The 25,597-nt window shown below is 36.1% G+C and carries 20 protein-coding genes and 1 pseudogene; 5 read left to right on the top strand and 16 right to left on the bottom strand.

The genetic code is table 11. From position 1 onward, the window contains the following. Nucleotides 1-6: 6 nt before the first annotated feature. The 4 genes from BBF96_RS01020 to BBF96_RS01005 all read right to left on the bottom strand — a co-directional run bounded on the left by BBF96_RS01020 (nt 7) and on the right by BBF96_RS01005 (nt 7,379). A complete protein-coding gene (locus tag BBF96_RS01020) occupies nt 7-1,506 on the bottom strand; it encodes a bifunctional metallophosphatase/5'-nucleotidase (protein WP_127015422.1) in 1,500 nt (499 codons plus the stop codon). Between the two features lie 582 nt (nt 1,507-2,088). Further along, the gene (pepF, locus tag BBF96_RS01015) at nt 2,089-3,903 is read right to left on the bottom strand and encodes an oligoendopeptidase F (RefSeq protein WP_127018140.1); all 1,815 of its coding nucleotides are present in this window, start codon (nt 3,901-3,903) and stop codon (nt 2,089-2,091) included. A gap of 99 nt (nt 3,904-4,002) precedes the next feature. Beyond that, entirely contained in the window at nt 4,003-5,457 is a 1,455-nt protein-coding gene (locus tag BBF96_RS01010) for a sigma-54 interaction domain-containing protein (protein WP_127015421.1), read from the bottom strand. Between the two features lie 521 nt (nt 5,458-5,978). Beyond that, on the bottom strand, nt 5,979-7,379 hold the full coding sequence (locus BBF96_RS01005) for an HD domain-containing phosphohydrolase (RefSeq protein WP_127015420.1): 1,401 nt from the start codon (nt 7,377-7,379) through the stop codon (nt 5,979-5,981). A 932-nt stretch (nt 7,380-8,311) separates the two neighbouring features. Between BBF96_RS01005 and BBF96_RS01000 the strand changes: the two genes are divergently transcribed. Next, a complete protein-coding gene (locus BBF96_RS01000) occupies nt 8,312-8,857 on the top strand; it encodes a hypothetical protein (protein ID WP_127015419.1) in 546 nt (181 codons plus the stop codon). A gap of 11 nt (nt 8,858-8,868) precedes the next feature. Continuing rightward, complete coding sequence (locus BBF96_RS00995) at nt 8,869-9,486, top strand: pyruvate kinase alpha/beta domain-containing protein (protein ID WP_127015418.1); 618 nt, start codon at nt 8,869-8,871, stop codon at nt 9,484-9,486. Nucleotides 9,487-9,499: 13 nt separating this feature from the next. On the opposite strand, the gene BBF96_RS00990 is transcribed toward BBF96_RS00995, so the two are convergent. From BBF96_RS00990 to BBF96_RS17270, 6 genes are all read right to left on the bottom strand, one after another. Beyond that, nucleotides 9,500-9,826: a hypothetical protein gene (locus BBF96_RS00990; protein WP_127015417.1), complete on the bottom strand. Its 327-nt coding sequence runs from the start codon at nt 9,824-9,826 to the stop codon at nt 9,500-9,502. Between the two features lie 204 nt (nt 9,827-10,030). After that, nucleotides 10,031-10,981, bottom strand: a complete 951-nt coding sequence (locus BBF96_RS00985) for a 5-oxoprolinase subunit C family protein (RefSeq protein WP_127015416.1) — start codon at nt 10,979-10,981, stop codon at nt 10,031-10,033. After that, nucleotides 10,978-11,748 (bottom strand): LamB/YcsF family protein, encoded by a 771-nt coding sequence (locus BBF96_RS00980; RefSeq protein WP_269467427.1) that lies wholly within the window; start codon nt 11,746-11,748, stop codon nt 10,978-10,980. The genes BBF96_RS00985 and BBF96_RS00980 overlap by 4 nt, the downstream gene beginning before the upstream one ends. Further along, nucleotides 11,745-12,482 carry a 5-oxoprolinase subunit PxpB gene (gene pxpB / locus BBF96_RS00975; protein WP_127015415.1) on the bottom strand — a complete coding sequence of 246 codons (738 nt, stop codon included), beginning with the start codon at nt 12,480-12,482 and terminating at the stop codon, nt 11,745-11,747. Before pxpB ends, BBF96_RS00980 begins: the two co-directional genes overlap by 4 nt. A gap of 23 nt (nt 12,483-12,505) precedes the next feature. Next, entirely contained in the window at nt 12,506-13,387 is an 882-nt protein-coding gene (locus BBF96_RS00970) for a DMT family transporter (protein ID WP_205665680.1), read from the bottom strand. A gap of 379 nt (nt 13,388-13,766) precedes the next feature. Next, complete coding sequence (locus tag BBF96_RS17270) at nt 13,767-13,919, bottom strand: transposase (protein ID WP_127015414.1); 153 nt, start codon at nt 13,917-13,919, stop codon at nt 13,767-13,769. Nucleotides 13,920-14,493: 574 nt separating this feature from the next. On the opposite strand from BBF96_RS17270, the gene BBF96_RS16305 reads away from it, so the two are divergent. After that, nucleotides 14,494-14,652, top strand: a complete 159-nt coding sequence (locus tag BBF96_RS16305) for a hypothetical protein (RefSeq protein WP_164730832.1) — start codon at nt 14,494-14,496, stop codon at nt 14,650-14,652. Nucleotides 14,653-15,512: 860 nt separating this feature from the next. Here the strand turns inward: BBF96_RS16305 and BBF96_RS00955 are convergent. The 5 genes and pseudogenes from BBF96_RS00955 to rlmD all read right to left on the bottom strand — a co-directional run bounded on the left by BBF96_RS00955 (nt 15,513) and on the right by rlmD (nt 22,568). After that, entirely contained in the window at nt 15,513-16,901 is a 1,389-nt protein-coding gene (locus BBF96_RS00955; protein ID WP_164730831.1) for an MFS transporter, read from the bottom strand. After that, nucleotides 16,894-19,578: a rifamycin-inactivating phosphotransferase gene (rph, locus tag BBF96_RS00950; protein WP_127018137.1), complete on the bottom strand. Its 2,685-nt coding sequence runs from the start codon at nt 19,576-19,578 to the stop codon at nt 16,894-16,896. Before rph ends, BBF96_RS00955 begins: the two co-directional genes overlap by 8 nt. Before the next feature lie 245 nt (nt 19,579-19,823). Further along, nucleotides 19,824-20,414: a TetR/AcrR family transcriptional regulator gene (locus BBF96_RS00945; protein WP_127015411.1), complete on the bottom strand. Its 591-nt coding sequence runs from the start codon at nt 20,412-20,414 to the stop codon at nt 19,824-19,826. Between the two features lie 120 nt (nt 20,415-20,534). Next, nucleotides 20,535-20,864, bottom strand: a pseudogene (locus BBF96_RS16795) (type I restriction-modification system subunit M N-terminal domain-containing protein); the annotation flags it as partial. Between the two features lie 318 nt (nt 20,865-21,182). After that, a complete protein-coding gene (gene rlmD / locus BBF96_RS00935; RefSeq protein WP_127015410.1) occupies nt 21,183-22,568 on the bottom strand; it encodes a 23S rRNA (uracil(1939)-C(5))-methyltransferase RlmD in 1,386 nt (461 codons plus the stop codon). A 384-nt stretch (nt 22,569-22,952) separates the two neighbouring features. On the opposite strand from rlmD, the gene BBF96_RS16300 reads away from it, so the two are divergent. Beyond that, entirely contained in the window at nt 22,953-23,111 is a 159-nt protein-coding gene (locus BBF96_RS16300) for a hypothetical protein (protein WP_164730830.1), read from the top strand. Between the two features lie 79 nt (nt 23,112-23,190). On the opposite strand, the gene BBF96_RS00930 is transcribed toward BBF96_RS16300, so the two are convergent. After that, the gene (locus BBF96_RS00930; protein ID WP_127015409.1) at nt 23,191-23,883 is read right to left on the bottom strand and encodes a CPBP family intramembrane glutamic endopeptidase; all 693 of its coding nucleotides are present in this window, start codon (nt 23,881-23,883) and stop codon (nt 23,191-23,193) included. Between the two features lie 147 nt (nt 23,884-24,030). Between BBF96_RS00930 and BBF96_RS00925 the strand changes: the two genes are divergently transcribed. Continuing rightward, on the top strand, nt 24,031-25,443 hold the full coding sequence (locus BBF96_RS00925) for an MATE family efflux transporter (RefSeq protein WP_127015408.1): 1,413 nt from the start codon (nt 24,031-24,033) through the stop codon (nt 25,441-25,443). The last annotated feature ends 154 nt before the right edge of the window (nt 25,444-25,597 follow it).

The raw sequence follows: 25,597 nt of genomic DNA, 5'->3' as shown, positions 1-25,597 counted from the left end.
TTAAATTTAGCGAATAGTAATACGCCCCTCTACCTCAGGAGAAACAGAACCATGTTCTCTTAAGTAATCAACCATCAGATCACGTAAGTATGACCCGGACTGATAGACAATGGTTCCTTCAGTGAACATAGAATAACCATCTCCACCAGCAGCTAAGAAATCATTAGTGGCTACCCGATAGATTTTATTTAAATCTAAGTCTTTACCCCGAATTTTAACCTCCACTATCCGATCACCAGCGGGTCTATTAGGATCAAAAGCATAAGTCATACCTGCAACATGGAGAAATCCACCATTTTGTTTCGGATATTTTCTCACACCATGCTCCAATGCAGCTTTAATCTGAGCACCAGTCAACTCAAGAACTACCAGGGTATTATCGAATGGAAGAACGGTATAAATATCACCAATGGTAATATCACCCTTAGCAATGGAAGCGCGAATTCCCCCGCCATTGGTCATAACCAGATCAGCATCACAATAAGCTAACATTATATCAGTAATCAAATTACCCAGGTTAGTCTCCTGAGTCCGAACCAGTGCACGCTCACCTACAAGATCTACTGAAGTAGTACCTACAACTTCTCCCATCAAAGTCCTCAATTTATCTTCATATGCTTTTACAACAACATCTACTACCGGATTTTTAGCAATTGTATCTTTAACAGGGATTAATCGACCGCTGTATTTAATAATCTTACCATCTTCAATGGTTAAATCAATCCGGCCCAGAGTCCGACCATAATCTCCATCCTGGGCAATAATTACACCATTGACCACCACAGGTTCTTCCAGAGAAGTATGACTATGGCCACCGATAATTATATCCAGACCTGGAACCTGCTCAGCAATCATCCTGTCACCTTCATAACCCAGATGGCTTAACATAATAATGAAATCAACACTACCACTTAACTTTTCAACTATCTCCTTAACTCTCTGAATTGGATCAACAAAATTCAATCCGGCAACATTAGCTGGATGGGTTGTGATTGGTGTTTCCGGTGTAGATATACCTAAAATAGCAAAACGATAACCACCTTTTTCCAAAATAGTATAAGGAGCAAAAAGTAAAGCACCATCTTTTTCAACATTGGCAGAGACTATATCAAACTTAGCAAACTTAGCTAATTTCAAGAGATGTTTATAACCATAATTGAAATCATGATTACCTGGAACCATAGCATCATAACCCATAGTATTGAGCAAAGTTAGCATATTCAAACCCTTTTGCAGATTTACTAAATTGGTTCCATGTAAAGTATCACCAGCATCCAGAAGAATAACATTCTCCTCTTCTGCCCGTATCTTATTAATGAGAGTTAAGATTCGTGCAAAGCCGCCAATTTCCTTTTCTTCTCCTCTAGGTGTAAAGCTGGCAATCCGACCATGAGTATCATTGGTATGTAGAATGGTCACCTTAACCGGTTCTGCCGCAAAAGCCAATACAGAGACAGTCAAAACAAAAATCAGAGTAATTATTGAAACCCTCTTTAGAAAATTCATATTTAAACCCCTCCTCTTTAATATAGTTTATTAAATATACAAAATATGGGTTAACTTATTTTTGTTAACATAACCAATTAAAATAAATTCTTTAATTTTTTTGAGTCTTTCTAGCTCTTTTTCTGACTAATCTGCATATGTACTTTTAAATATAACCTCCTCTTTTAAATAAAAATCCTCATAATCAGATTTTTAATCCCATGCTTTTCTTACTGATTAGTAATTCTTCTCTATTCAGTCGTTATATTTTGTTTATTTCTACTTCATAATCCTAAATTCCTTCATTATATTTAAAAAAATTCATTTTATGATTTTACTGCAAAAAGCTAATTTTTTGCTTTATAAAAAATTTTTCGAACCATCTAAAGTTAGATTTCAGTCGAAATAAGGCACACTAATCAATACATCCTGTAATGAGGCCTTATTTCGACTAAAATCTCACTAAGATGGTTAAATGAAAAATTTCTATATCGTTCAAAATTAGCTTTTTGCAGTTTAATCATTTTATTAAAATCTTCTCAAATAAACTATTAATTAAAAAATCAAGTCCCTACGAAATTGCAGGGACTTGATCTTAAAAAATTATTCCGATGTTAATCTTTCCATCTCATCTACCAGTTCCCTGAAAGTCTGAAGAGCCTGTTCAATAGGTTCTGGAGTGGTCATATCCACCCCAGCTTTTTTCAGTATATTAATTGGGTAATCTGAATTACCAGCTCTTAAGAATTCAATATACCGCTTTACAGCAGGCTGACCTTCTTCAATAATCTGCCGTGCCAGAGAAGTAGCTGCTGCAAATCCGGTAGCATATTTGTAAACATAGAAATTAGAATAAAAATGAGGAATTCGGGCCCATTCCAGATCAATCTGTGGGTCAACTACCATATCAGGACCATAGTATTTCTCATTAAGCTCATGATATAACTTGCCTAACACCTCATGGGTCAAAACTTCTCCCTCTTCAGATTTTTGATGAATAATCTGCTCAAACTCAGCAAACATAGTTTGACGATATACGGTTCCTCTAAATTGTTCAAGGAAATGGTTTAAAATCGCCAGTTTAACCTCTTTTTCTTCTGTAGTCTTTAAAAGATGATCCATCAACAAAACTTCATTTAAAGTCGAAGCAACCTCTGCCAGAAAAATCGTATAGCGGTGATAGACAAAAGGTTGTGCTTCATTTGATAAATAAGAATGAATAGCATGTCCCATCTCATGGGCCAGGGTAAACATACTGTCAAGAGTATCGTTATAATTCAATAGGACAATAGGATGGACTCCGTAAATACCAGCTGAATAAGCTCCACTGGCCTTACCTTCATTTTCATAAACGTCCACCCACCGGGATTCTAAGCCCATTTTAAGCAAATCCTGATATTCTTTCCCCAAAGGTGCCAGACCCTCTATAACCTTCTTTTTGGCTTCTTCATAAGGAATCTCAATATCTATATCCTTAATTAAGGATACATAAAGATCATACATATGTAGTTCATCAACACCCAGCAACTTTTTCCTAAGTCTTACATATTTATACATCGGTTCTAAGTTATTAGAAACGGTTTTGATCAGATTATGATAAACACTAACCGGAATATTATCTTCATCCAGAGCTGCTTCTAATGTAGAGTTATATTTCCTTACTCTTGCATTGAAAATATCTGCTTTAATGCTAGAAGCAAGTGTAGTGGCAATAGTATTTTTAAGCTTATCATAAGAACTATAAAAAGCTTCAAAGGCATCTTTCCTGAGCCGCCTGTCTTTACTTTGCATAAACTTTAAGAATCTGCCTTTGGTAAGCTCAACTTCATTTCCATCTTCATCTTTTACACAGGGATATTTGATATCAGCATCATCAATCATGGTGAAAATTTGAGATGGTGCATTGGCTAACTCTGAAGTCATAGCCAGAACCTTTTCCAATTCAGGCGAAAGTACATGTTCCCGAACCCGGGTTATATTATCAATATAATGACAGTAGATTGCAAGTTCAGAATTAGTCTGCATAAACTCTTTAAGTTTCTCTTCCGGTATAGTTAAAATTTCAGGTACAATAAAAGATGTGGCACTTTGTAATTCAGTCAAAAGGCTAAAACTCCGATTATACAGACTCTGATATTTGGAGATACGGGTATCCTCATCTCTCTTACGACTGGCATAACCGAACAATCTCTGGGCAATTTCTCCGGTTTCATCCCTGAACTTTAAACAATCCAACAATTTTTCTGCTGATTCACCCAGGTGACCTCTAAATTTTTCAAATTTCGGGATTCGTTCTTTTACTTTTTGAAAATCAGCTTCCCATGTATCTACATCCGGGTAAATATCCTCTGTTTTCCATCTATATTCTTCAGGAATTTCATGACGTTGTACTAATTTTTTTTCTTTGTCTTTAATCATATTTTCAGTGGTATAACCACCTTTCCCTCCTTCCAAATTCTTGATTAACTATACTTAAATTTTTTACTTTTAAATAAGAAATTATCCCGACAAAAAAACTTATTTGGATATATTAGACAAAGAGAAAGATTTCACCTTCTTTGAATAAAAAATTTTCCTATTCATCTCAATTTCAACATCTATTAAATAAAATGAAACCATTATATTTTTACTCTCATTTTTTTTTAAACCGTATTTTTCGAGTTTCTGATAAAGAGAAGTTCTATGAATACCTAATAAATCTGCGGCCTGGGTTTTATTCCAATTCGCTTTTTCTAAGGCTTTTATTATTAAAGATTTTTCCAATTTTTCTAATTGACTATTTAAATCATCCTCAATATTTGCATTAAGATTATAATTATTATTCTCATTCTCCAAAATAATAAAATCATCTATATCAATAATATTTCCTGAAATTACAAAAGCATGTTCAATCATATTATGTAACTGACGAATATTCCCTGGCCACCTCTGCTTTTGTAAATATTCCACAGCAGCCTCTGTAATCTTTTTATTCATCAAATATTTTTTATTCAATTTATCCAGAAAAAAGTAAGTTAGTTCAGGAATATCTTCTCTTCGTTCTCGTAGGGGAACAAGATGTAATCGTATAACATTTAACCTATAAAATAAGTCTTCCCTTAAATCTCCAGATTGAATCATCTCCTCTAAATTCCGATTTGTAGCAGCAATGATTCGAATATCCACCTTCTTAACTAAATGACTCCCCACCCGTTGAATCTCTCTTTCCTGTAACACGCGCAATATTTTGACCTGTATACTCTTAGGAAGATCCCCAATTTCATCCAAAAAGATTGTTCCCCCATCAGCAGCTTCAAACTTACCTATTCTTCCTCCTTTTTTTGCCCCAGTAAAGCTTCCCTCTTCATAACCAAATAATTCAGCCTCGGCAATCTGTTCCGGTAAAGCACCACAATTTACAATGATAAAAGGTCCGTTTCTCCGTTTACTTAATGAATGAATAGCGTGAGCTACCAGTTCCTTACCTGTTCCACTTTCACCTGTAATCAAAATAGATGAATCGAATTGACTTACTTTATAGATTTGCTCACGTAAATTTTGGATAAAACAACTTTTTCCTTTTAGATCTTTAATTGTATATTTTGAGATACTTTTCTGATTTTTTTCTGATTTATCTAGTTTTTTTATAGCAGAATACTGCTGACAAATCCGTTTAATAATTTCACTCTCTATTGGAATTAAAAGAATTATAGCACCCTTCATATTTTGATCATCTTTAACTATTTTCTCATGAATCAAATATCTTTCACCATTGATAGTTGCGACTCTCGAAATTTGATTTTTTCCCGTATAGAACAGTTCCTTAACACGCGTAAAATCAAGAACTGAAAAATCCATTCCAATTAGATCATGGTTATTTGCAATTTCACAAAATAACTGATTAGCAAAATTTATTTTACCATCTACTGTAACAAAAGCGATTCCTACTAATAACTCATTACCTAAAATGTTTAAAATTTTTACTTCATCCATTAGAATATCCTCCCCAAACCCAATTACTCAACTTTCACAGTTAATTAGGAAGCTAAACCCATTATGTTTATCAGGTTTAGACCAATAAATCCCTTATTTGATATAATAAACTCAACGAACCTAAAAAGAAATAAAAGAGCTTCTGGATTACTTAGTTGGGCTTTTGCTCCGTCTTATCCAGGAAAAGTTAGGTATTATTTGCCAGAAAACATATACCTAAAACCCTCTTTTAATATTAGGCAGTTATTTTAAATATCCTGTAATAAATTCATCATTTAATTATCTAAAAAGGGGAAAAACATGCAAAAGTAGAAGTGTTAATTAGAAAAGGTGTAGCCTCTTGAAATTTATTGAACAATCCCCTAAATTTCTTACCAGTCTTTCTGGCTAAATGGTCAATCTTAAAGAAAAAGAAGACTGAGGAAATCAATACCTGATTCGGCTCGTCCACAAAGTTTTATAACAGACTACTAAATCTTTTCAAGAAGTTAGTTCAATTTTAGCCGTAGAACTAATAGTTTTTACAAATTTTTGTTTAAATTTATTTCTTTTTCTATCATCTTTATAAATACTTTACTTAATTGGGGGTCGAACTGACTACCACTACAGGCTTGAATTTCTTTTAATGCTTCTTCTTTTGAGCAAGCTTTTCGATAAACTCGATTACTGGTCATGGCATCAAAGGCATCAGCAATTGCCACAATTCGAGCTGGCAAAGGAATTTCATCACCTTTAAGACCCAGGGGATAACCCTGGCCATCCCACCTTTCATGATGGAAAAGAATTATTGCTTTAATATTTCTGGAAATTTGAACCGGTTCAATAATACGATACCCAATCCGGGGATGTTCCTTTATCTTCTCATATTCCTCTACACTCAGTAGTCCTTGTTTATTTATTATTTGATCAGGAATACCTAATTTTCCGAGATCATGTAATAAACTACCAATTCGGATTTCCTCAACTAAAGATTCAGGCAATAATAATTCTTTAGCTAATTTTACCGCATAGTTTTTTACTCTTTCAGAATGTTCTTCAGTATAACTATCTCGATAATCAATTGAACGTGATAAAACCTTTAAAATTTCTTCACATGTTCTATTCTTCTCTTCAAAAGCTTTTATTTCATTAGAAATGTCTTTTATATTTACCAGAATACAATCACGACCAAGGTATTTAATTTTTCGACAATTACCAGAAACATGAATTCTTTTCCCGTTCTTTTTTATATGAATGGTCTGGAAACTTTTTATACCATTTTTTATAATCTTCTGGATAAAAGTTTTAATTTCTTCGGCTCTTACAACTGAAAAATTTAAAATACTTTGTCCAATTACCTGCTGTCGATCTTTAAGCTTATAACCATATATTTCTAAAGCTGATTTATTGACAAAACATATCTCCAAACTCTCCATATCAAAAACACAAATGGCTTCCATCGAATTTTCATAAATATCCTCATTAAAATTATCTATTTGTTTTAAGTGTGTTATATCAAAAAGAATCTCCATCACTCCGACCAACTTTTTATTCTCATAAATGGGTTTTGCACTAAACTGAAAAAACTTTTCTCCTCCTTTCAAGAAGGGAAAATAAGCTGTTCCAGTATACCAACCATCTATTTTTTTACAGTCTGGATATAATTCCAGAATTCTATCTTCTTGATCTAAAACCAAATCTGCAAGTAGTGGACGCCTTTTTTCATAAAAAGCTATAGAATGATCGGAAGTCCCAATAATTTTTTCTTTTGGAACTCCTGTGATTATTTCACACTTATTATTCCAATAACAAACTTTATGATCTTTATCGATGATAAAAACAGCAACTGGCAGTTGATCTATTAATGCTAAACTTTTCATATCTACTTTTGCAACACTCCTTTTTAAATTTTTGTTCAATCTTATTACTAATGATCTGTCCAAACATTTCACCGCTAGTATTTTGCAACTTAATTACATTGAAAAAATAGATGAATTCCCTAAATCTTAAGTTAATCGAAAAACCAATATGAAAAATTAAGCAAAAAATATGCCAATTATATTTTATTTAAGGGAATTTTATAATTAAATTTTCAAAGATTGTGGATCAATATATTGTGTATTTTGAAAGTTTATCAATACAATATAATCGAAAGTGATTTAATTAAGAAATTCCCTTATTTTTTGATCAATAATTAATAGATCTATAAAGTTTAAAATATATATATTTTTAGCAATAATTATAGATTTATAAAGCCAAAGTGTTATTTTTTTCGACAATAAACGTGTTATTTTTCACTATATTTTATAAAGAAAATTTGTTGGTGCCAAAGAAATTATCCACAGCTGTATAATTTCCTTGGCATTAAAAAAAAAAAGCTATAGTCAAAAAATAGACCATAGCTTTCTTTTTTGTGATTTTACTACAAAAAGCTAATTTCTCGCTTCATAAAAAATCTTCAAACCATCTAAAGTTCGATTTCAGTCGAAATAAGACACACTAATCAATGGGTCCTTATGACCCTTGATTAGCTCATTATACCCTAATATAAGGCCATTCTTTTCAATTTCAGTAAAGATGGTTTAACGAAAAATTTCAATAGCTCTCAGAATTAGCTTTTCGCAGTTTAATCATATCTGCTTTAATACTTATGTTCGGCCCAGGATACTATTTACCACATCTATTTATATCCTCTTTCTTTAAAATTCTACTAAAAACTTTCAGAAATAAATTTAAAATTTATTAATTTTAATAGTCTAGTTTAAATAATTTATTTATTCACTTTTTATATAAATAAGGAGGAAAATGTTTATTTTTCACGAATATATTATCACGAATAAATTATTTAGTACAATTTGAATAAAGGGGTAATAATATGGCTATCGATATACGTAACTATATTTCCAAAGTTCGTACTTTTTTGAATAATAATTACTTATTTGATATCTTTTGTGAAGATTCTCCCTATCCTTTTGAAATCATCATTGATAATAACGGAAATGTTACAGGCCTTGAAATCAAAGAGAAAAATTTAGCCTTAAAAACTGGTGATTTAATTACATTTAGAGAAACATGTACATTAAAAAATTCATATATTTATATAATTTGTCATAAATATCAATTTTGTCCACTTAATCCAGATAAAGAAAATGGATTTTGGTATTTTAGAATTGATCTGGATACAAAACATGGTCTTCACGGTAATCATGATGATGGAAGAGGCAACTATTTTCGTAATGACTGGCCTCATCATCTTATACCAGGAAAAGATATTGACCTGGACATATTTGATTTTAATTTCTATCTATTCTTAAAACTAACTGCAACTTATATATCTCAAAAAGAAAAATATCCTTTTGAAAAAGCTTATTCAAATTATTATAACCAAAAAATAACTAAATGGAAAAATGAAATCACATAAGGAGGATTAATATGACTGTTTTAAAGAAAAGTATATATTATTTTCAACAAGAAGGAAAACAAAATAAAGAGAATGTTTTAAAAATTGTTATTGAAACCGCTCAACAAAATCAACAAATAAAAAAAATAATAGTATTTACTTCTGACGGTGAAATAGCACTTAAACTTAAAAAACAATTACCCAACCATCAAATAATTGCTGTCACTTTTCCATATATGAAACAATTTAAAATTAAAAAAGACAAAGACTATTATGAAACAATTATACCAGAAACATCAAAAAAAGAAGTACAAAACAATTTAAAAAAAGAAGGAATTATATTACTACAAGGAGTTTTACCCTTTGAAGACATCATCATTCCGTATAATTCCGACACCAAAATTCAAACCATTAATTATACTTTATCTCTTTTTGGAGGTGGAATGAAACTCTGTGTAGAAGCACTTATAGTAGCTACAGATAGTGGAGCTGTTGAACCTGGAGAAGAAGCAATTGTAATGAGTGCTGATACTGCAATAATTGCAACTGGATCTAGAAAAGAATGGTTATTTCATCCAGTTTATGGCATGCAAATAAAAGAAATTTTGTGCAAACCAATAAACTTTAATATAACAAAAAAAAGTCAATAAAATAGAATTAAAATTAAAAAACCTGAACAGCAGATAATTCCTGTTCAGGTTTTTGCATTTCTAAAAAAGGTTGTCCTTCTTTAATTTCAGCAAAACATTTATTGAAATAAAGATCTTCAATATTTCCACCAAATTCAATAAAACGAATATAATAATGAGCCCATTCTTCAAAAAATTCATTTTCAAACCCCTGCTTTACAACCCAATAAACAAGTGATGATGGAATACCATAACATTTTTCAAATTCATTTAATTTACTCAAAGAATGCTCCGGCTCAACAGTTATTTTAACCTGATCAGCCCTCAAATTCAAAATTTTCAATAGCTCATCAACTTTCATTCATTTAACACCTCCCCTAATAAACCTTAATAAATATATATTCTAATAAAAATCCAATATTCCTCTTTTTAATTAAAGATTTTTTATAATTAGTTTAACACCTTAATAACTCTTTATACATTAATTATACCAAAAAATTTATTTAACTTCAACAATAATTTTATATTAATCCTTTTTATGTATAAAATACCTATATAAAACAGTTTAAAACTTTAGCTGGTATTTTTCTAAACTAGCTAACACCCTCTCCATTTCAAGATACAACTCCTGGGCCTCTTCAACTGTCACCTCAATAAACCTGAAAATATCCCCCGGCTTACTCTGGGCAATTAACGGCAAATCCACACTAATTACCGTTCCAATCTTTGCATATCCACCAGTAGTCTGTCTATCAGCCATAAGCACAATGGGCATCCCATCAGAAGGAACCTGAATTCCTCCAAAAGGAATTCCATCTGAGATGATATCACTACCATCCCGGTGTTCAATTTTGGGCCCCTTTAAGCGATAACCCATTCTATCAGATGCAGGAGTTACTTCATACTCACTATTAAAAAAAGTTTTAATACCCTCATCTGTAAACATCTCAGCCTGAGGCCCACGCACTACCCTGATCTCTTTCTTTTTCGGATATTGAGGCTGGGTAAAATACCACTTTGGAAAAAAACCATTCAAATCCAGATCATACCGCCTAAATGGTAGATGATCACCTTTTTTTAAAGCTCTTCCCTCAAAACCACCCAACTTTCCCCGTAAGTAAGTTGATCTACTTCCCATCACAACTGGCAGATCAAATCCTCCAGCTACCGCCAGATACCCACGACATCCGCTTCTTATTGGACCAAACTCCAATATACTTCCCCGTTCTACCGGAATACCACGCCAGCCATCTATAGCAACACCGTTTAACTTTGGCTTAAGATCAGCACCGGTAATAGCAATCACTGTATCTACCTCAAACATAAGTTTTGGCCCAAGAAGAGTAATCTCCAGACATGCCTCATCTCGCGCATTACCCACCAAAAGGTTGGCAATCTGTAAACTTAAATGATCCATCGCACCAGCCACCGGAATTCCATACTGTTGGTGACCCCAGCGTCCCAGATCCTGGACAGTAGTTAAAAGACCCGGCTCTAAAACCCGGATACCTTTCATCTTATATCACCTACTTTACTAATCTCTATCCCTTCCTTCTCCAATCCAGCACGCAATTTCTTTACAAACTCAAGAGCAGTTTCTTCATCCCCATGAACGCAGATAGTATCAGCCTTAATTGAAATTTCCGCTCCATCTACAGTTTCCACTTTCCCTTCTTTTATCATCCTTACTACCCTTTTTACCGCAAGATCACTATCGTGAATTAAAGCATCAGGTCGGCTCCGGGGTGTCAAAGTCCCATCAGCCTGATATGTCCGGTCTGCAAAAACTTCTTGAGCCACTCGAAGTCCGGCCTTTTCTCCGGCCCGTACCAGTTCACTTCCTGCCAGACCGAAAAGAATTAACTCCTGATCTAAATCGGCTACAGCCTTAGCAACGGCTTCAGCCAGCACCCTATCCTTTGCTGCTTGATTATACAAAGCCCCATGAGGTTTTACATGTTCCACCTTTACACCAAAAAGTCTGGCAAACCCCTGTAATGCGCCAATTTGATAGACCATTAATTGATATATCTCATCTGCCGATAGTTTCATTTCCCGCCGTCCAAATCCATTCAAATCAGGATAGCCAGGATGTGCACCGATTGCCACACCCTGCTCATAGGCCATCTTTACCGTCTGATACATCACCCGTGGATCACCGGCATGAAAACCGCAGGCAATATTTGCAGATGTAATTAATTTTAGTATTTTATCATCCTGCCCTAATTTGTACCGTCCAAAGCTTTCACCCAGATCACAATTGATATCTACACGATAAATCATTTTTTCTCTTCCTCCTCCCATTTCCGAATCCGGAGCTGATATTTTTCCCGGGATATCATTTCTTTTATTCTTAAATACTCCTCCTTATCTACTGCTTTGAATTGTAAATAATCTCCAGCTTTAAGTAGTACCGGTTCTTCTTTATCAGGGTCATATAGCCTTACTGGAGTATGACCAATAATTCGCCATCCCCCAGGTGCATCTATAGAATAAATTCCTGTCTGACTCCCACCAATTCCTACAGATCCCGCCGGAATCTTTGGGCGGGGATTGTTCAATCGCGGTGTTGCTAACTTTTCTGGCAATCCCCCAAGATAAGGAAATCCCGGAGTAAATCCGATCATATAAACCAGATATGGTCTTGAAGTATGAAGTTTAACTACCTCATCTACCGTTAAACCATGATATTCTGCCACATAATCCAGATCAGGACCTTTTTCACCACCATAAAGTACAGGAATCTCAACTAATCTAGCCGGAGGTAGTTTAACCTGATCCAATCCTTCTATAATCTCTTCCAATTTTCTTTTCATATCTCCATAGCGGATTAGTTTTGGTTCATAATATACACTTATAGCAGCATATGTCGGAACCAGTTCTAAAATCCCATGAATTTGCTCTTTAGTCAACATAAAGACAATTGCCCGTATCATCCTATTAACTTCAGGTGATATTACCTGAGGAAATCCAATTCTTATCCCCCGATCACCCAATGGTTTAAAATCAATCTTCATATACTCTTAACACCTCCAGCTTCCTAACTTTTTGAACTTAAGTACACTCCACTAATAATCATTCCGGCAGTAAAGAATTTAAACCATCCAATGGGTTCATGTAAAATAAAATAGGAGAGAATCATAGAAAATACTGGAACCAGATTGACATAAACTGCTGTCCGGCTAGCTCCGATTTGTCGTATAGAAGCCATCTGGACCAAATATCCCAATACTGACGGAAAAACAGCCATATATATAACAGAAACCCATCCCTGCCAACTGATAGTCAAAAGCTTAGTCCATACTTTTTCATAAATTACAAAAGGAAACATTGCTATAAGGCAGACCATAAAAACGTAAGTCATTAACTTCAATGAAGAAACTCGCCCTTTAGCCCGCCTGCTGAGAATTGAATAAATAGCCCAGCAAATGACAGCTCCCAACATAATTATATCTCCTATATTAAAGGTAAAATTCCATAAAACAGATAGATCACCATTAGTTACTGTCAGAACCACCCCTAATAAAGCCAGAAGAATAGCTCCCATCCGTTTTAAACTTAAATACTCTCCTAGAAAAAAAGCCGCTAAAATAGTTGTAATCAAAGGATTGGTCGCACCAATTATCGATGAATTAACCGCAGTCGTATATTTTAATGCTGTAAAAAAGAGAACATGGTACCCAAACATCCCAATTAAACCCAATAGTATAGTCAGGGGCCATAAAGACCGTTCAAGTTGCCAGTTCCCTTTTTCCTTATGGTATAAAATTATAAAAATTAAAATTGTTGCAAATAAAAAGCGAAAAAACGTTAATTCATAAGGTGAAAATTCCCGTACACCTATTTTACCAGCTATAAATGCTCCAGCCCAGAATAAAGCTGAAACTATCATTGCTAGATGCATCCTTGTTTCCTGTCTCATATTCACCACTCTCTTTCATCTAATACTTTGGTTAAACTGCAAAAAGCTAATTTTTCGCTCCTTGAGAATTTTTTCGAACCATCTAAAGCTTAATTTCCGCCTAAATAAGGCTTCCTAATCAAAGGGCCCTCCTGGCCCTTGATTAGCTCATCACATCTTGTAATGAGGCCTTATTTCAACTGAAATCGAGCTAAGATGGTTTAACGAAAAATTTCTATGTCACTCAAAATTAGCTTTTTGCAGTTTAATCATTTAATTTTTCTCTAAAATTATTTTAAATCCTTTTACAATTGATAAAAATTATTCAGGCATATTAACTCCTTAAATCTGGCTAAGCCGAATTATTTACTCTTTAATAGAACTTGCTTGCTAGAATGAGTTATGAGGGGTTTATTACAAACACCTCAAACTTCATATTTTGCAGAAAGTGGAAAAGTGGTAGATGATAAATACCGGTTGATTCCAGAAAGAGATAGCATTTTGTGGAAAATTGCTTTTCCGCTTTTTTTATTAATGCCGCAAATTTTTTCAAAGAGTTGAGATCATGATTAACCTTAAAAGGCTTACGACATACTCACCTTTTTGTAGTATTGCAGGAACTTCATCATTTCGTAGTCCTATCTAGCCACCTGAATGGAATTTTGGGATTTCTGGACAAGTGATATTAACATCACTACTACTTTTTTTCTTTGAAAATCGGTTTCATCCCCAGTTTTTTAATGATAACAGCTTCCGGTTTCTCCATTTGTGAATTATCACGGACAATTTTAAGTCTCACTACATTGTTTCAAATAGATTCTACTCCATGATGTTTTAATTCTCAATATAAATATAATATCACAGCTCCAGTAAACATAATATCTTCAGCATAAATAAAAATCTCCGGAATAAAATCATCCCAGGATTAGTTACTGAATCTCAACTTTCTCAGTCTCAAAGGGCAATATTAACTTATGTTTATATGTTTATTAATTTCACTTAAGAGCATGTTTGAAAAGTAACTTCACACAAATATTTTTTCTAAACAAATAAGAAATGCACCATCGCTTGGTGGTTGAAGTATATGTTTAAACCAACAATACCAAAACCAAGCGAGATGCATAAAATTGGCACGAGCAATTCAATTAGATCTGTTACCTATGGCCTATTATAATACACTTGGCTTTGATAAAAAATTGATTGATTATCTAGATTTTGCAGATGACAGCATAGTTGATAAAATTATTCTTCCCCTAAGGGGGACAACTACCAAAACAGCCAATTAATCAATTTTGTGCCCATTACTTGTATTTTATAAAACCGGAAATCACCTTCTACCGATACTTGGAAAGGATAGAACAAAGATTACAAGAACTTCATTGCTGCACCATCACTAAAGGATGTTCCATCACATAACTGTATGAGTAATTTTCGCAAAAAGGTTGCTGTAGAGCGTTTTTACCAGATTATGTTTCACTTTATAGCTCAAGCTCTTAAAATTGATGTTTTTTTTGATACCAACTTGACATCCATTGATTCTCGTCCTCTTTATGCCAATACTGCTGGACCAAAAAGAAAATATCGCAACTGCCAGGATAGGAACAGTTGCGATTGTCCGAAAACCTTTACTGATCTCGATGCGGCGGTAGGCATTCAAAAGAATAAAACTAACATGTATTTTATCGGTTACACACTATTATCAGTCATTCCAGCCAAGTACTAGTATCATTATTGTCCATTGTCCTAACTGCAAATGTACATGACGTTGATGTACTATTACCGCTGGTTGAAAAGCTAAAACAAGTAGCAGAATTGGACATTGAATATCTGGGGCTATTATGACGGAGATAAGCACATTAAGGCCTTGACTGAACACGATGTTATCGTCACAATAGCAAGCCGATTATCTATGACGATCAAATATTTGTTACCGAATCGCTGTGCACTACTATTTTCAGCACGAAAATATATGGAAATTCTAAAATTCCTAGCGATCTTACGAAGATTTAACTCCTGAACAGATTGAATTTTAAGCTGATCCAGGATTTGATTAGCCCGATCTTCAAAGTGATAATGAGGGTCTCCTGTAAAATCTGTTCCAAGTCATAATCTACCCCCGAATAAATAATCTTGTACCCCTTTACTGTCAATCTCTCTCTACTCCGTTCAATTCTTCTTTAACAGACCCTTTATATTGCATACCAACTAATAATCCAAAAAGAGTACATATACAAAGAAATAAGAAAATTAGCCAATATCCCCCATTAAATGTTAATCCGAAACGCTCTGAGATAAAAAGAAGGCCTGTTAATATTGGAATACCAATAGCTCCCCCACTGTTTCGGCTCAATTGAACCATTCCACCGATTGTAGCTTGCTCATTTTTAGAAACTGCATTTTGAGCTGGTAATAAAAACGTAGGTAATAGGGTCCCTATTCCAAGCCCTATAGCAAAGATGAATACATATATCCAGTAATTAAATACATTCAAGAAGCTCATTACAGTTAATATAGCTAAACTTAGAAATGAAGTTAACCATCCAATTTGGGCCAACGCTTTATAGCTATACTTTTTTACTGCACGTCCACTAAGAATGGCTCCAAGACCTATGCCAACAGTGAGCGGAACAAGCAACTTGTCACTATTCACAGAACCATTTCCTAAAACCTTTTCAGAGTAGAGCGGCAATATGGCAATCGCCCCATACATCAATAATCCAATCAAGAAAGCGGTTATATTTGCTAAACGGACATTCTTGATACGAATAAATTTCGGTGGAATCACAGGATATGGATGCCGTTTCTCTTGAAGAACAAATAGAGCAAACAAAACAAGGCTTGCCACAAAAATAGACAAAGATATCTGATCTAGCCCCGTTTTCCCTAACCGAGTCCAACCTTGAATAAAAAGGGCAATGAAACTACCAAAAAGTAAAGCTCCAATCATGTCGAGTTGACGAATTGAACCGTGAGATGTTTGATTAGATGGCAAACGCAACGGATAAATCAGCAACAGAGACAGCAGTCCAACCGGAATGACCATGTAAAACGCCCAAGGCCAACCAAAGGTTTGTGCTATAAGACCGCCAAAAATCGGCCCGATCACATTCGATAGTAATTGTGTGGCAGCATAAATCCCCATAGCAGAACCGCGCTTTTCCAAAGAAAATAAATTACTTATCAGGGCTATGGTTACTGGACCAATAATCCCCACACCCAATCCCTGAATAATTCGCGCCCCGATCAGAAATGGCACAGATGGGGCAAGACCACACAGCAAAGAGCCGACTATAAAGATTGTCATTCCGATCATATAGAATTTCTTATAGCCGTATAAGTCGGCCATCTTTGCAAACAAAGGAATAGTAATGGTAGATACGATTAAGAAGCTGCTGAACACCCAACCATACCATTGCCAACCTCCATATTCACTCATGATCTGAGGTAAGATGGTAGCAATGACTGTCTGCATCAACATATTCGCCGCCGTGCCAAAAAGAATCCCTGCAAATGGAATAGATATCCGGTTACGCATCTTCATCATCTTCCAATATTTGGACGTAACCTTGTGTTCCGTCCACACGAATATAGTCACCGTCTTTAATAATCTCGGTTGCTTTATCGATGCCTACAACTGCAGGAATCCCATATTCGCGCGCAACCACTGCCCCGTGAGTCATCATACCGCCAACCTCCATAACCAGACCTTTTGCTGAATTAAAGAGAGGAGTCCATCCCGGATCGGTAAAGGGGGCAACCAATATTTCACCTGGGTTGAGTTTGGCTTCCTCCGGTCTCAGAACCACTCGTGCAACTCCTTCTACAACCCCTGCGGAAACCGGCGTACCGATCAATGCGCCTTCTGGGGCTTCAATATCACGTCGTCTTCCCGTAATCACTTCTCCTTCGCTTGTCATGACACGAGGAGGAGTAAGTTTTTGGTATTGTTCGTATTTTATTTTTCGTGATTGAACAAGTTCGCGGATATTGCCGGAAAAACGATTCTCTTCCAATGCTAGAAGTTCTTCCAGTGATAGATAAAATACATCCTGCTCATGTTCCAAGATACCTTTACCAACAAGAGCCCGTCCTTCATCCAAAATGGCTTGCTTATAAATATCAAAATGTTGAACAATAATGTACTTTGGATGTTCTCGCATTCCCATTCCATTACGAAATACAGTAATAAGACGGGACATTAGTTTCTTTTTGAGATATCCACCGCGGGTCTTTCCGATACGTGAGAGAATCTCCTTAGCAGCTTGTTCGGCTTCCTTCTCTCCCCGTCTGAACTTCTCCCGATGTTCACCGGGAGCAACACTTCGGATATGGCTCATAATAGACGGCACAAGCAGGGTCGGTGCTTCTCGCCATCGTGGATTGGTTACATCAATTTCACCGGGACAGCGCATCCCGTATTTATCCATAAATTGAACCAGCTTCCTCCTAAACGCATCTCCTCCCTGAATCCGACCAAGCCCTTCATAAAATGTCTCATCTTTCGCCCTTTGCAGGTAGTCGATCACTTGAGGATACGGCCTTGCTGCATCAGCCAAATCTCCAATCATCAATCCCAGTTCGGTTGTAACATTTCCAGGCAACGACTTCTTTAATTTATTTAACAAGTGAACGCTTTGCTGATCCCCCAACCACTTTTGGCTCAGACGTTCGATCAGCTTCCATGCCACAATTCCCGAAAGCGGATAAGGCAAGACATTCGAGAGCGGATAATTCGAGTATAGTAGCAGATTCCCGAGGCTCTCTTGGATTCGTTTGATTCTCTCTGCTCCGGAAGCCCCCTTCACAAAGCTTTCACATTCTTTAATTGATCGCTGCATGAAATCATTGACGTATTTCAATCCCTGAGAAGGATCCCTGAAAAACAAGTTTTTGATGATGTTCTTGGCAATCGGAAGAACCGTTCGAACCACTTTTCTTTTTACCTGTTTGTTTGGTTTACATTGAATGTCACCGCGTTCGATCAATTCGGAGATGGCACTGGCGATTAACTCATCAATGCCGCTCAAAACGCGAGGCAAAATCTTTCGAACCGGCTTCAGGCAAAGAAGTTCAGTAATGTCAACAAATAACCTTCCGCCGGCTTCAAGCAATGCATGGCCCTCGGAACGGACCGAACCTTTTTTCCCGAAAGGCATCAGGGTGCGCCAAAACGAAATCGCCAGCGGTTTCATCGCGTCTGTCATCATTTGCTGATGGCCAAACGAAAAAAACACGTGTAATTTGTCATCCGTGATATGCGGTACTGGATAAAGAGAGGTGATAGGTCGGCTCTGTACTATGTAAAATTTCCCGTCCACCAAACACCATTCAATGTCTTGTTCCGATCTGTAATGTTCCTCAATCCTCTGACCTATTTTCGCCAATTCGAGGATTTTCTGGTCAGACAGCGCCTGGACTTCTTGTTTTTCGGCAGGGATGTTCTTTGTAATTGTTCCACCTTCCGGCACGGGATAGATCGCGATTTTCTTTCTAGATATCTGTTTTTTGATGATTTCACCAGACCGAACTTGATATAAATCGGGTGATACAAGCCCAGATACAAGCGCTTCGCCCAAACCAAAACTAGCATTAATGGAAATGATTTTTCGATTACCCGAAATGGGGTCCGCCGTAAACATGATCCCCGACACTTCCGGAAAAACCATTTCTTGAACGACAACCGAAAGAAATACGGAACGATGGTCGAACCCGTTTTTCGCCCGGTATGAGATGGCACGATCCGTAAACAGAGAAGCCCAGCACTTTTGTATAGCATGGAGCAGTTGCTCTTTCCCTCGTACATTCAAATACGTTTCTTGTTGCCCCGCAAAAGAGGCAGTTGGCAAATCTTCCGCCGTCGCACTGGAACGGACCGCATACGATTTTCCCTTTCCAGTACGTTCCCATGCCTGCAGAATCGCAGATTGAATATCATCAGGCATGGAAATGGATTGCAGGTGTTCCCGAATACGTTGTCCCAATTCACGGATTTCTTCTAAAGAGTCCGGACTCACCCTATCGAGCCGGTTGAAAAGTTCATCCATCTCTTGACTTGTTTCGATAAATTTGCGATAGGCCAAGGTCGTCACGCAAAAACCTTGAGGAACCGGAATTCCTGCTTTTGTCATTTCACCCAGATTTGCTCCCTTTCCGCCCACAAACGGCAAGTATGTCTTGTCGATCTCTTTGAAATACAATACGTATTTCTCCATTTCATCATCCCTTTCTTTTCGTTTATCCCCTGCATTCATTTGGCACCCAGAGAGGCTTTACCCGGCCATATCTACACTTTAAAGAATTTATGGAACCAGGGGGACGTTTATATTATTTATGGTTTCCAAACGACGTGCGACAACCCCAGCTGCTGTTACAGATCAGCGGGGGCATTTCGCAATTTGCATGTTTGCCACGTTTACTTCGCAAAATAGGAATCTGTTACGAAAAAAAACAGAATCCATCAGAGCTTGACGTTCGGCTCAAATATCTTTGGTTCTACAATTCCCGTACAGAAGATTTTGATTAAAGCATCCAAAACGTCCACCATTGAGAACCCATGTCGAGAAAGAGAATCGGGTCTAATTAAAGCCTGTCCTGCCTCAAAAAAAATCACCATTGCCAGACGCGGCTCAATATCTTTTACCAACCCGGCATCTTGAGCCCGCTGTAACAAACGCTCAATGAATTTGATTTTTTCAGCCCTATGTTGTTCGATTCGTTGCCATAAGTCAGGAAGATATTTTTGTACATCCTCTAAAAACAAAGGTCCAAGAAGAGTAATTTGGTCCTTCACTTGTATTAACGCATCCTGAAGAGCATGCAGAGGGTCTGATTGTTGGGATTCCGCCATATCGATAATTTCATTTACCCGAGCTAGCGCACCTTCTATTACAGCAGCTGCAATTTCCTCTTTCCCGGAAAAATATTGGTAAATCGTCTTTTTACTCATTCCTAATCGATCGGCCAAGTCACTAATGGTTACGCTCTTATATCCCCGAGCATTAAACAAATCATGGGCCGCCTGAACAATACGCAAGCGATTATCTTCCATAAAACCACTCCAATCAGTTTTAAGAAAACCAGGAAAACCAAAAATGTATTTCTATTTCCAATTATAAAATCACATTAATATGTTTGTCAACAGATTTTTTTCGAGACGCATCGCCGCTTCTTAACATGTGGAACAAATCGTTTTTAACTGCATACGGATGCTCCGGGTTATCAAGGCAAAATTTTGCAATGGTCTTATGTGCCCTTTCTTCAATCGAAGACGTCTTCTCATGAATGAACATGGCGAAAGATGAATGATTAATGCCGACAGTTTCTGTACTAAGAGCTTAGCAAAGTCAAATTGTGATTTATTAGAAAAGCCATAACCAGCTACACTATTTAATATCATTTCAATATCTGTTGTTTTCGCCTTCTCTAGAACAGCTTCTTTCGTTTTTTCAAGCAAACAATCAAAACGTCTTAATACTACCATCGAAAGTATAACATCACCATATTTTTCAGGTCTATATTAACCCCTTAATAATTCTACTATCTTTCATATAAAATTCACTTTATCATTGAAATTGTGCATTTACATCACTCCTATTGATATAAGCTTTCCATTTTATATTTTATTCCGTTTTTTTACAAGTATTAATAAAGTCTCAATATCTAATCGTCTTATCGTAATCTTCAATATTTTTTATATGTAAAATATTTGAAAAATAAAAACCCTACAAATTAATGCAGGGTTACTGTTTTCTTCCCTCATACAAGGTAACATATTAAGTTTTGTTCAAAATACCCTAAACCATTGATTTTACTAATCTTAACCCATGTATTTCCTTTTAATCAATACTACTGACTCCACATGATAGGTATGGGGAAACATATCTACCGGCTGTACTTCTATTACTTCATACCCATACTTCACCAATACAGCCAGGTCTCGTGCTAGAGTAGTAGGATTACAGGAAACGTACACAATCCGTTCAGGTTTAGTCTCACCAAACACTTTTAATACATCCGTATGACAACCTTTCCGCGGTGGATCAACAACTACAACATCAAATTTAACATTATCTTCTACAAGCCGCGGTAATATTTCTTCAACCAAACCGGTATAAAAAAATGTGTTCTTAATCCCATTTAATACTGCATTTTGTTCTGCATCTTCAATAGCCTGTTGAACTACCTCAATACCGTGTACCACACCTGCATGTTGAGCCAGATAAAGCGAAATCGTTCCAATCCCGCAATAAGCATCCAGAACAATCTCTTTACCGCTTAAATTAGCATATTTTAAAACCCGATCGTAAAGCACCTTTGACTGTAAGGTATTTACCTGGAAGAAAGATTGGGCCGAAATTTCAAATTTCAAATCGCCTATATAGTCAATAATTCTCTCCTTGCCGGCAATCAATCTAGTCTTCTGACCCAGGATTACATTGGTACGCTGGGTATTGATATTTTGCAATACGCTAACCAATTCCGGTACTTCATCCATTACCCTTTGAGCAATCTTCTTACCTTTTGGAAATTCTTGACCATTAGTGACAAAGACTAACATTGCCTGGTTAGTACAAACCCCTACCCGAACTAGAAGATGACGGAGCAAACCTTTATGTACTCTTTCGTCATAAATGGACACTCCTTCTTCATTGAGGATCTTAAGAGTTTTACGTACAATCCGGTTGATAAGGGGATGTTGGATACAACAATTATTATTTGGAACAATCTTATGAGTACCGGGAGCATAAAAACCAGTAATAATCTCTTCTCTTCCATCTACGCCCTTTCCAACGCCCAGGGGAAATTGCGCTTTATTTCGATAAAAATCCTGATTACTGGGCAGTGTAGAATGAACTTTAACCCCTTTTAATCCACCGATCCTTTCTATTGCATCTACTACAATTTGACGCTTTAACTTCAACTGCTCCTTATATTCCACATGCTGGAGCTGACACCCACCACATCCGGTGTACACATCACATGAAGCAGGAGCACGGAATGGAGAAGGATTTAAAATTTCTATCAATTCTCCCCGTCCATAGCGTTTTTTTACTTCGGTTATACGGACCTTAACCTTTTCTCCTGGAATACCACCGGCCACAAAAATGGCAAAATTATCAACCCGACCTACTGCTTCGCCACCATAGGCCAGGTTGTCCAACTCTATGGTTACAATCTCTCCTTTTTTTACTGGCTTTACCATTACTTAAATCCTCCTTAATTTCTCAAATTAAAAGCTTTCGGATATTTATATCATAATACTTTTTTTTCACTTTATCAAACTACCTTTATCATAACTTTTCTCCCTTTGTTATATAAATATTATTAATGATTAAACTGCAAAAAGTTAATTTTGAACACCATAGAAATTTTTCGTTAAACCATCTTAGTGAGATTTTAGTCGAAATAAGACCTCATATGAGGATGTGATGAGCTAATCAAGGGCCAGGAGAGCCCGTTGATTAGTGTGCCTTATTTCGACTGAAATCGAATTTTAGATGGTTCGAAAAATTTCTTTATGAAACGAAAAATTAGCTTTTTACAGTTTAATCATTAATAAATACATGGACAAACAGGAGGGCATGTTATGTATAGAAAGGAAAGTTACCAACGGGTTTTTGCGAGAATTCAATATCTAAAGAAAAAACAGCAGGCCACTTCTGACCCGCTCTTAAAAATCGAAATTAAACTTCGGATTCAGAATCTAAAAAATATCATCACTCTCACCCAGACAGATTATTTTTAAACTCTAGTACAACCAACTTCATGGTTGTTTTTCTTCACATAAATGAGGCTATGGCTTTTTACTATAGCCTCACTTACTTTTATCGCAAAAGTGCAAAAAGTACATATCTGAGATTAGCTACAAAATGAATTCCCATAGCCGTTAAAAGACCTTTACGCCAATACACATACCCAAAGAAAAGACTAACACATAAATTTAAGATAAAGGAGCAGAAAGTTACATAATTCAACCGATAAATTATCCCAGTAACCTTAAACATATTTACATGACCAATAGCAAAGATCAAAGCCGCCAAAATATTAGCTATCTGTTTACTCCCAAAAATTTTTACCAAAAAGGTCATAACTCCAAATCGAGCAAAGGTTTCTTCAACCAGAGCTGCATAAATAGGAATAAATATAGCAAACTTAAGCTGAGTTGGATAAAATCCTGGGGCCAGCTTTATAAAATACCGATCTCCAAAAATATAAATCATCAAACCAATAAATCCACCATAGACCAAAATCCACTGCCAATTCCGTTTTAAATCTTCCACTCTTCCAAACCCCGCTAATCCCAAACTCTTACTCCAGGAAAAACCGATTAAACAGGAAGAAAAGACCACCAGAGCCAACTTTACTCCCTCAAAGTATAATTTTCCCCAAGGAACCTGCCCATTTCCTTCTATAATATTACCAGAAGTACTATAAACTACCGTAAAATATATATAAGGCAAAGCCAAAACTACTGCAACTAATGTAAAAATCCCGCCCCAAATCATACTTTTACGCATCACCTATCCTCCTTCCTACGTTTATTAAATTTTTATGTATTAAAGGAATATGATATTCCTTTGACAAATTACTTATCATTGTGTTATTATTTAGTTATATAAGATATTTTTGAATTCGAAATACTTTTGAAGGGAGAAGTATAGCAGGTGAAGCAGATTAAACAGGATCTAACCTCTATGAGTATTCCTAAAAGTGTAATTTTCCTGGCATGGCCGGTAATATTACGAATGAGCCTTCAGATGATTGTTGGAATTGTAGATTTAGCAATGGTAGGCTCTCTGGGTTCAGCGGCAATTGCATCTGTAGGAATCAGCAACAATTTATTATGGTTTATTATCAGTGCAACCACTGCTTTTAGTGTAGGAACTACTGCTCTTATAGCTCAGAATGTAGGGGCAAAAAATTATAAACAGGCAGAAGAAATAGCACGCCAATCTATTGCCATTACCTTGACTATGGCATTAGGGATTGGTTTTTTTTCCTATATCTTTGCAGAACAGATTATTGAACTAATGATTGTAGCTATGAAAAAACCTGACCCTGCAGTTATCCACTACGGAACCGTATATTTTCAAATTATCGCTATCTCTTTCCCATTCTTCTTTACTTTAATGGTACTTAACGGAATTTTGCAGGGCGCGGGTGATATGAAAACACCTTTGAAAGTGATGGTCTTTGTTAACATATTTAATTTAGTCTTTGACTATTTATTAATCTTTGGAGTTGGGCCATTTCCGGAATTGGGCGTAGTCGGTGCAGCTATCGCTTCAACTGCTGCGCGAATGCTGGCCTTTGGAATAGCACTTTATATTCTGCTGACAGGGCGAACCAGATTCAAAGTTAACTGGCCAAAACGCTTTACCTTTAATTGGGAAATAATTGGTCAATTAACCAGGGTGGGGATCCCTGCTGCTATAGAACAGTTGATTCGTACTAGTGGTACTACATCTCTGGCTATGATAGTTGCAGGTTTAGGTACTCCTGCATTAGCAGCAAATCAGATCGTCATGCGTGGAATCTCCATAGCCAATATGCCAGCATTTGGTCTCAATATGGCTACTACAACTCTTGTCGGACAAAATCTGGGAGCTGGAAAACCAGATCGTGCTGAAAAAGTAGGTTATATCGCTGCAAAAATGGCAGCAGGTTTCATGTTTATTTTTGGAATTGTAATCTTTCTTCTGGCAAAACCAATCACTCTGATCTTTACCCGGACTCCAGAAGTTGTCCACTTGTCAGTTATTGCTTTGCGTATAATCTCTCTCTCCCTACCTTTTCTAGGCATTCTCCTTACCTTTTTCGGTGCTCTTAGAGGTGCAGGAGATACCAAATGGGTTATGTATATTACCGCCATAGGTGTCTGGGGAAGCAGAGTAGCTTTAGCTTATCTTTTGGCTATTGTTTTTAAAATTGGTTTTGTGGGAGTATGGATTGCTTTTGCCATTGACTTTATGAGTAGAACCGTTATGTCTTATCTACGTTTCCGGAGTGGTAAATGGAAGGAGATAAATTTGTGGAAGAAAAAAGAAATTAATATAAAAGATTATCAGGAAGCATAAAAACCGACTTTCATAGTCGGTTTTTCTATTTATAAAAGAAAATCCACTTCCTCATTTTTTAAGCATCTGATTCTAAAATTATGGAATAACAATCACATAATCATCTTTTTCGATAAAAATTATCAAAGCCCTTTTTAAATTCTCTTTATCTCTA

The sequence above is a fragment of the Anoxybacter fermentans genome (genome assembly GCF_003991135.1).
GTDB classification, from domain to species: Bacteria; Bacillota; Halanaerobiia; order DY22613; family DY22613; genus Anoxybacter; species Anoxybacter fermentans.
This window is presented reverse-complemented; position numbering and strand designations above follow the sequence as displayed.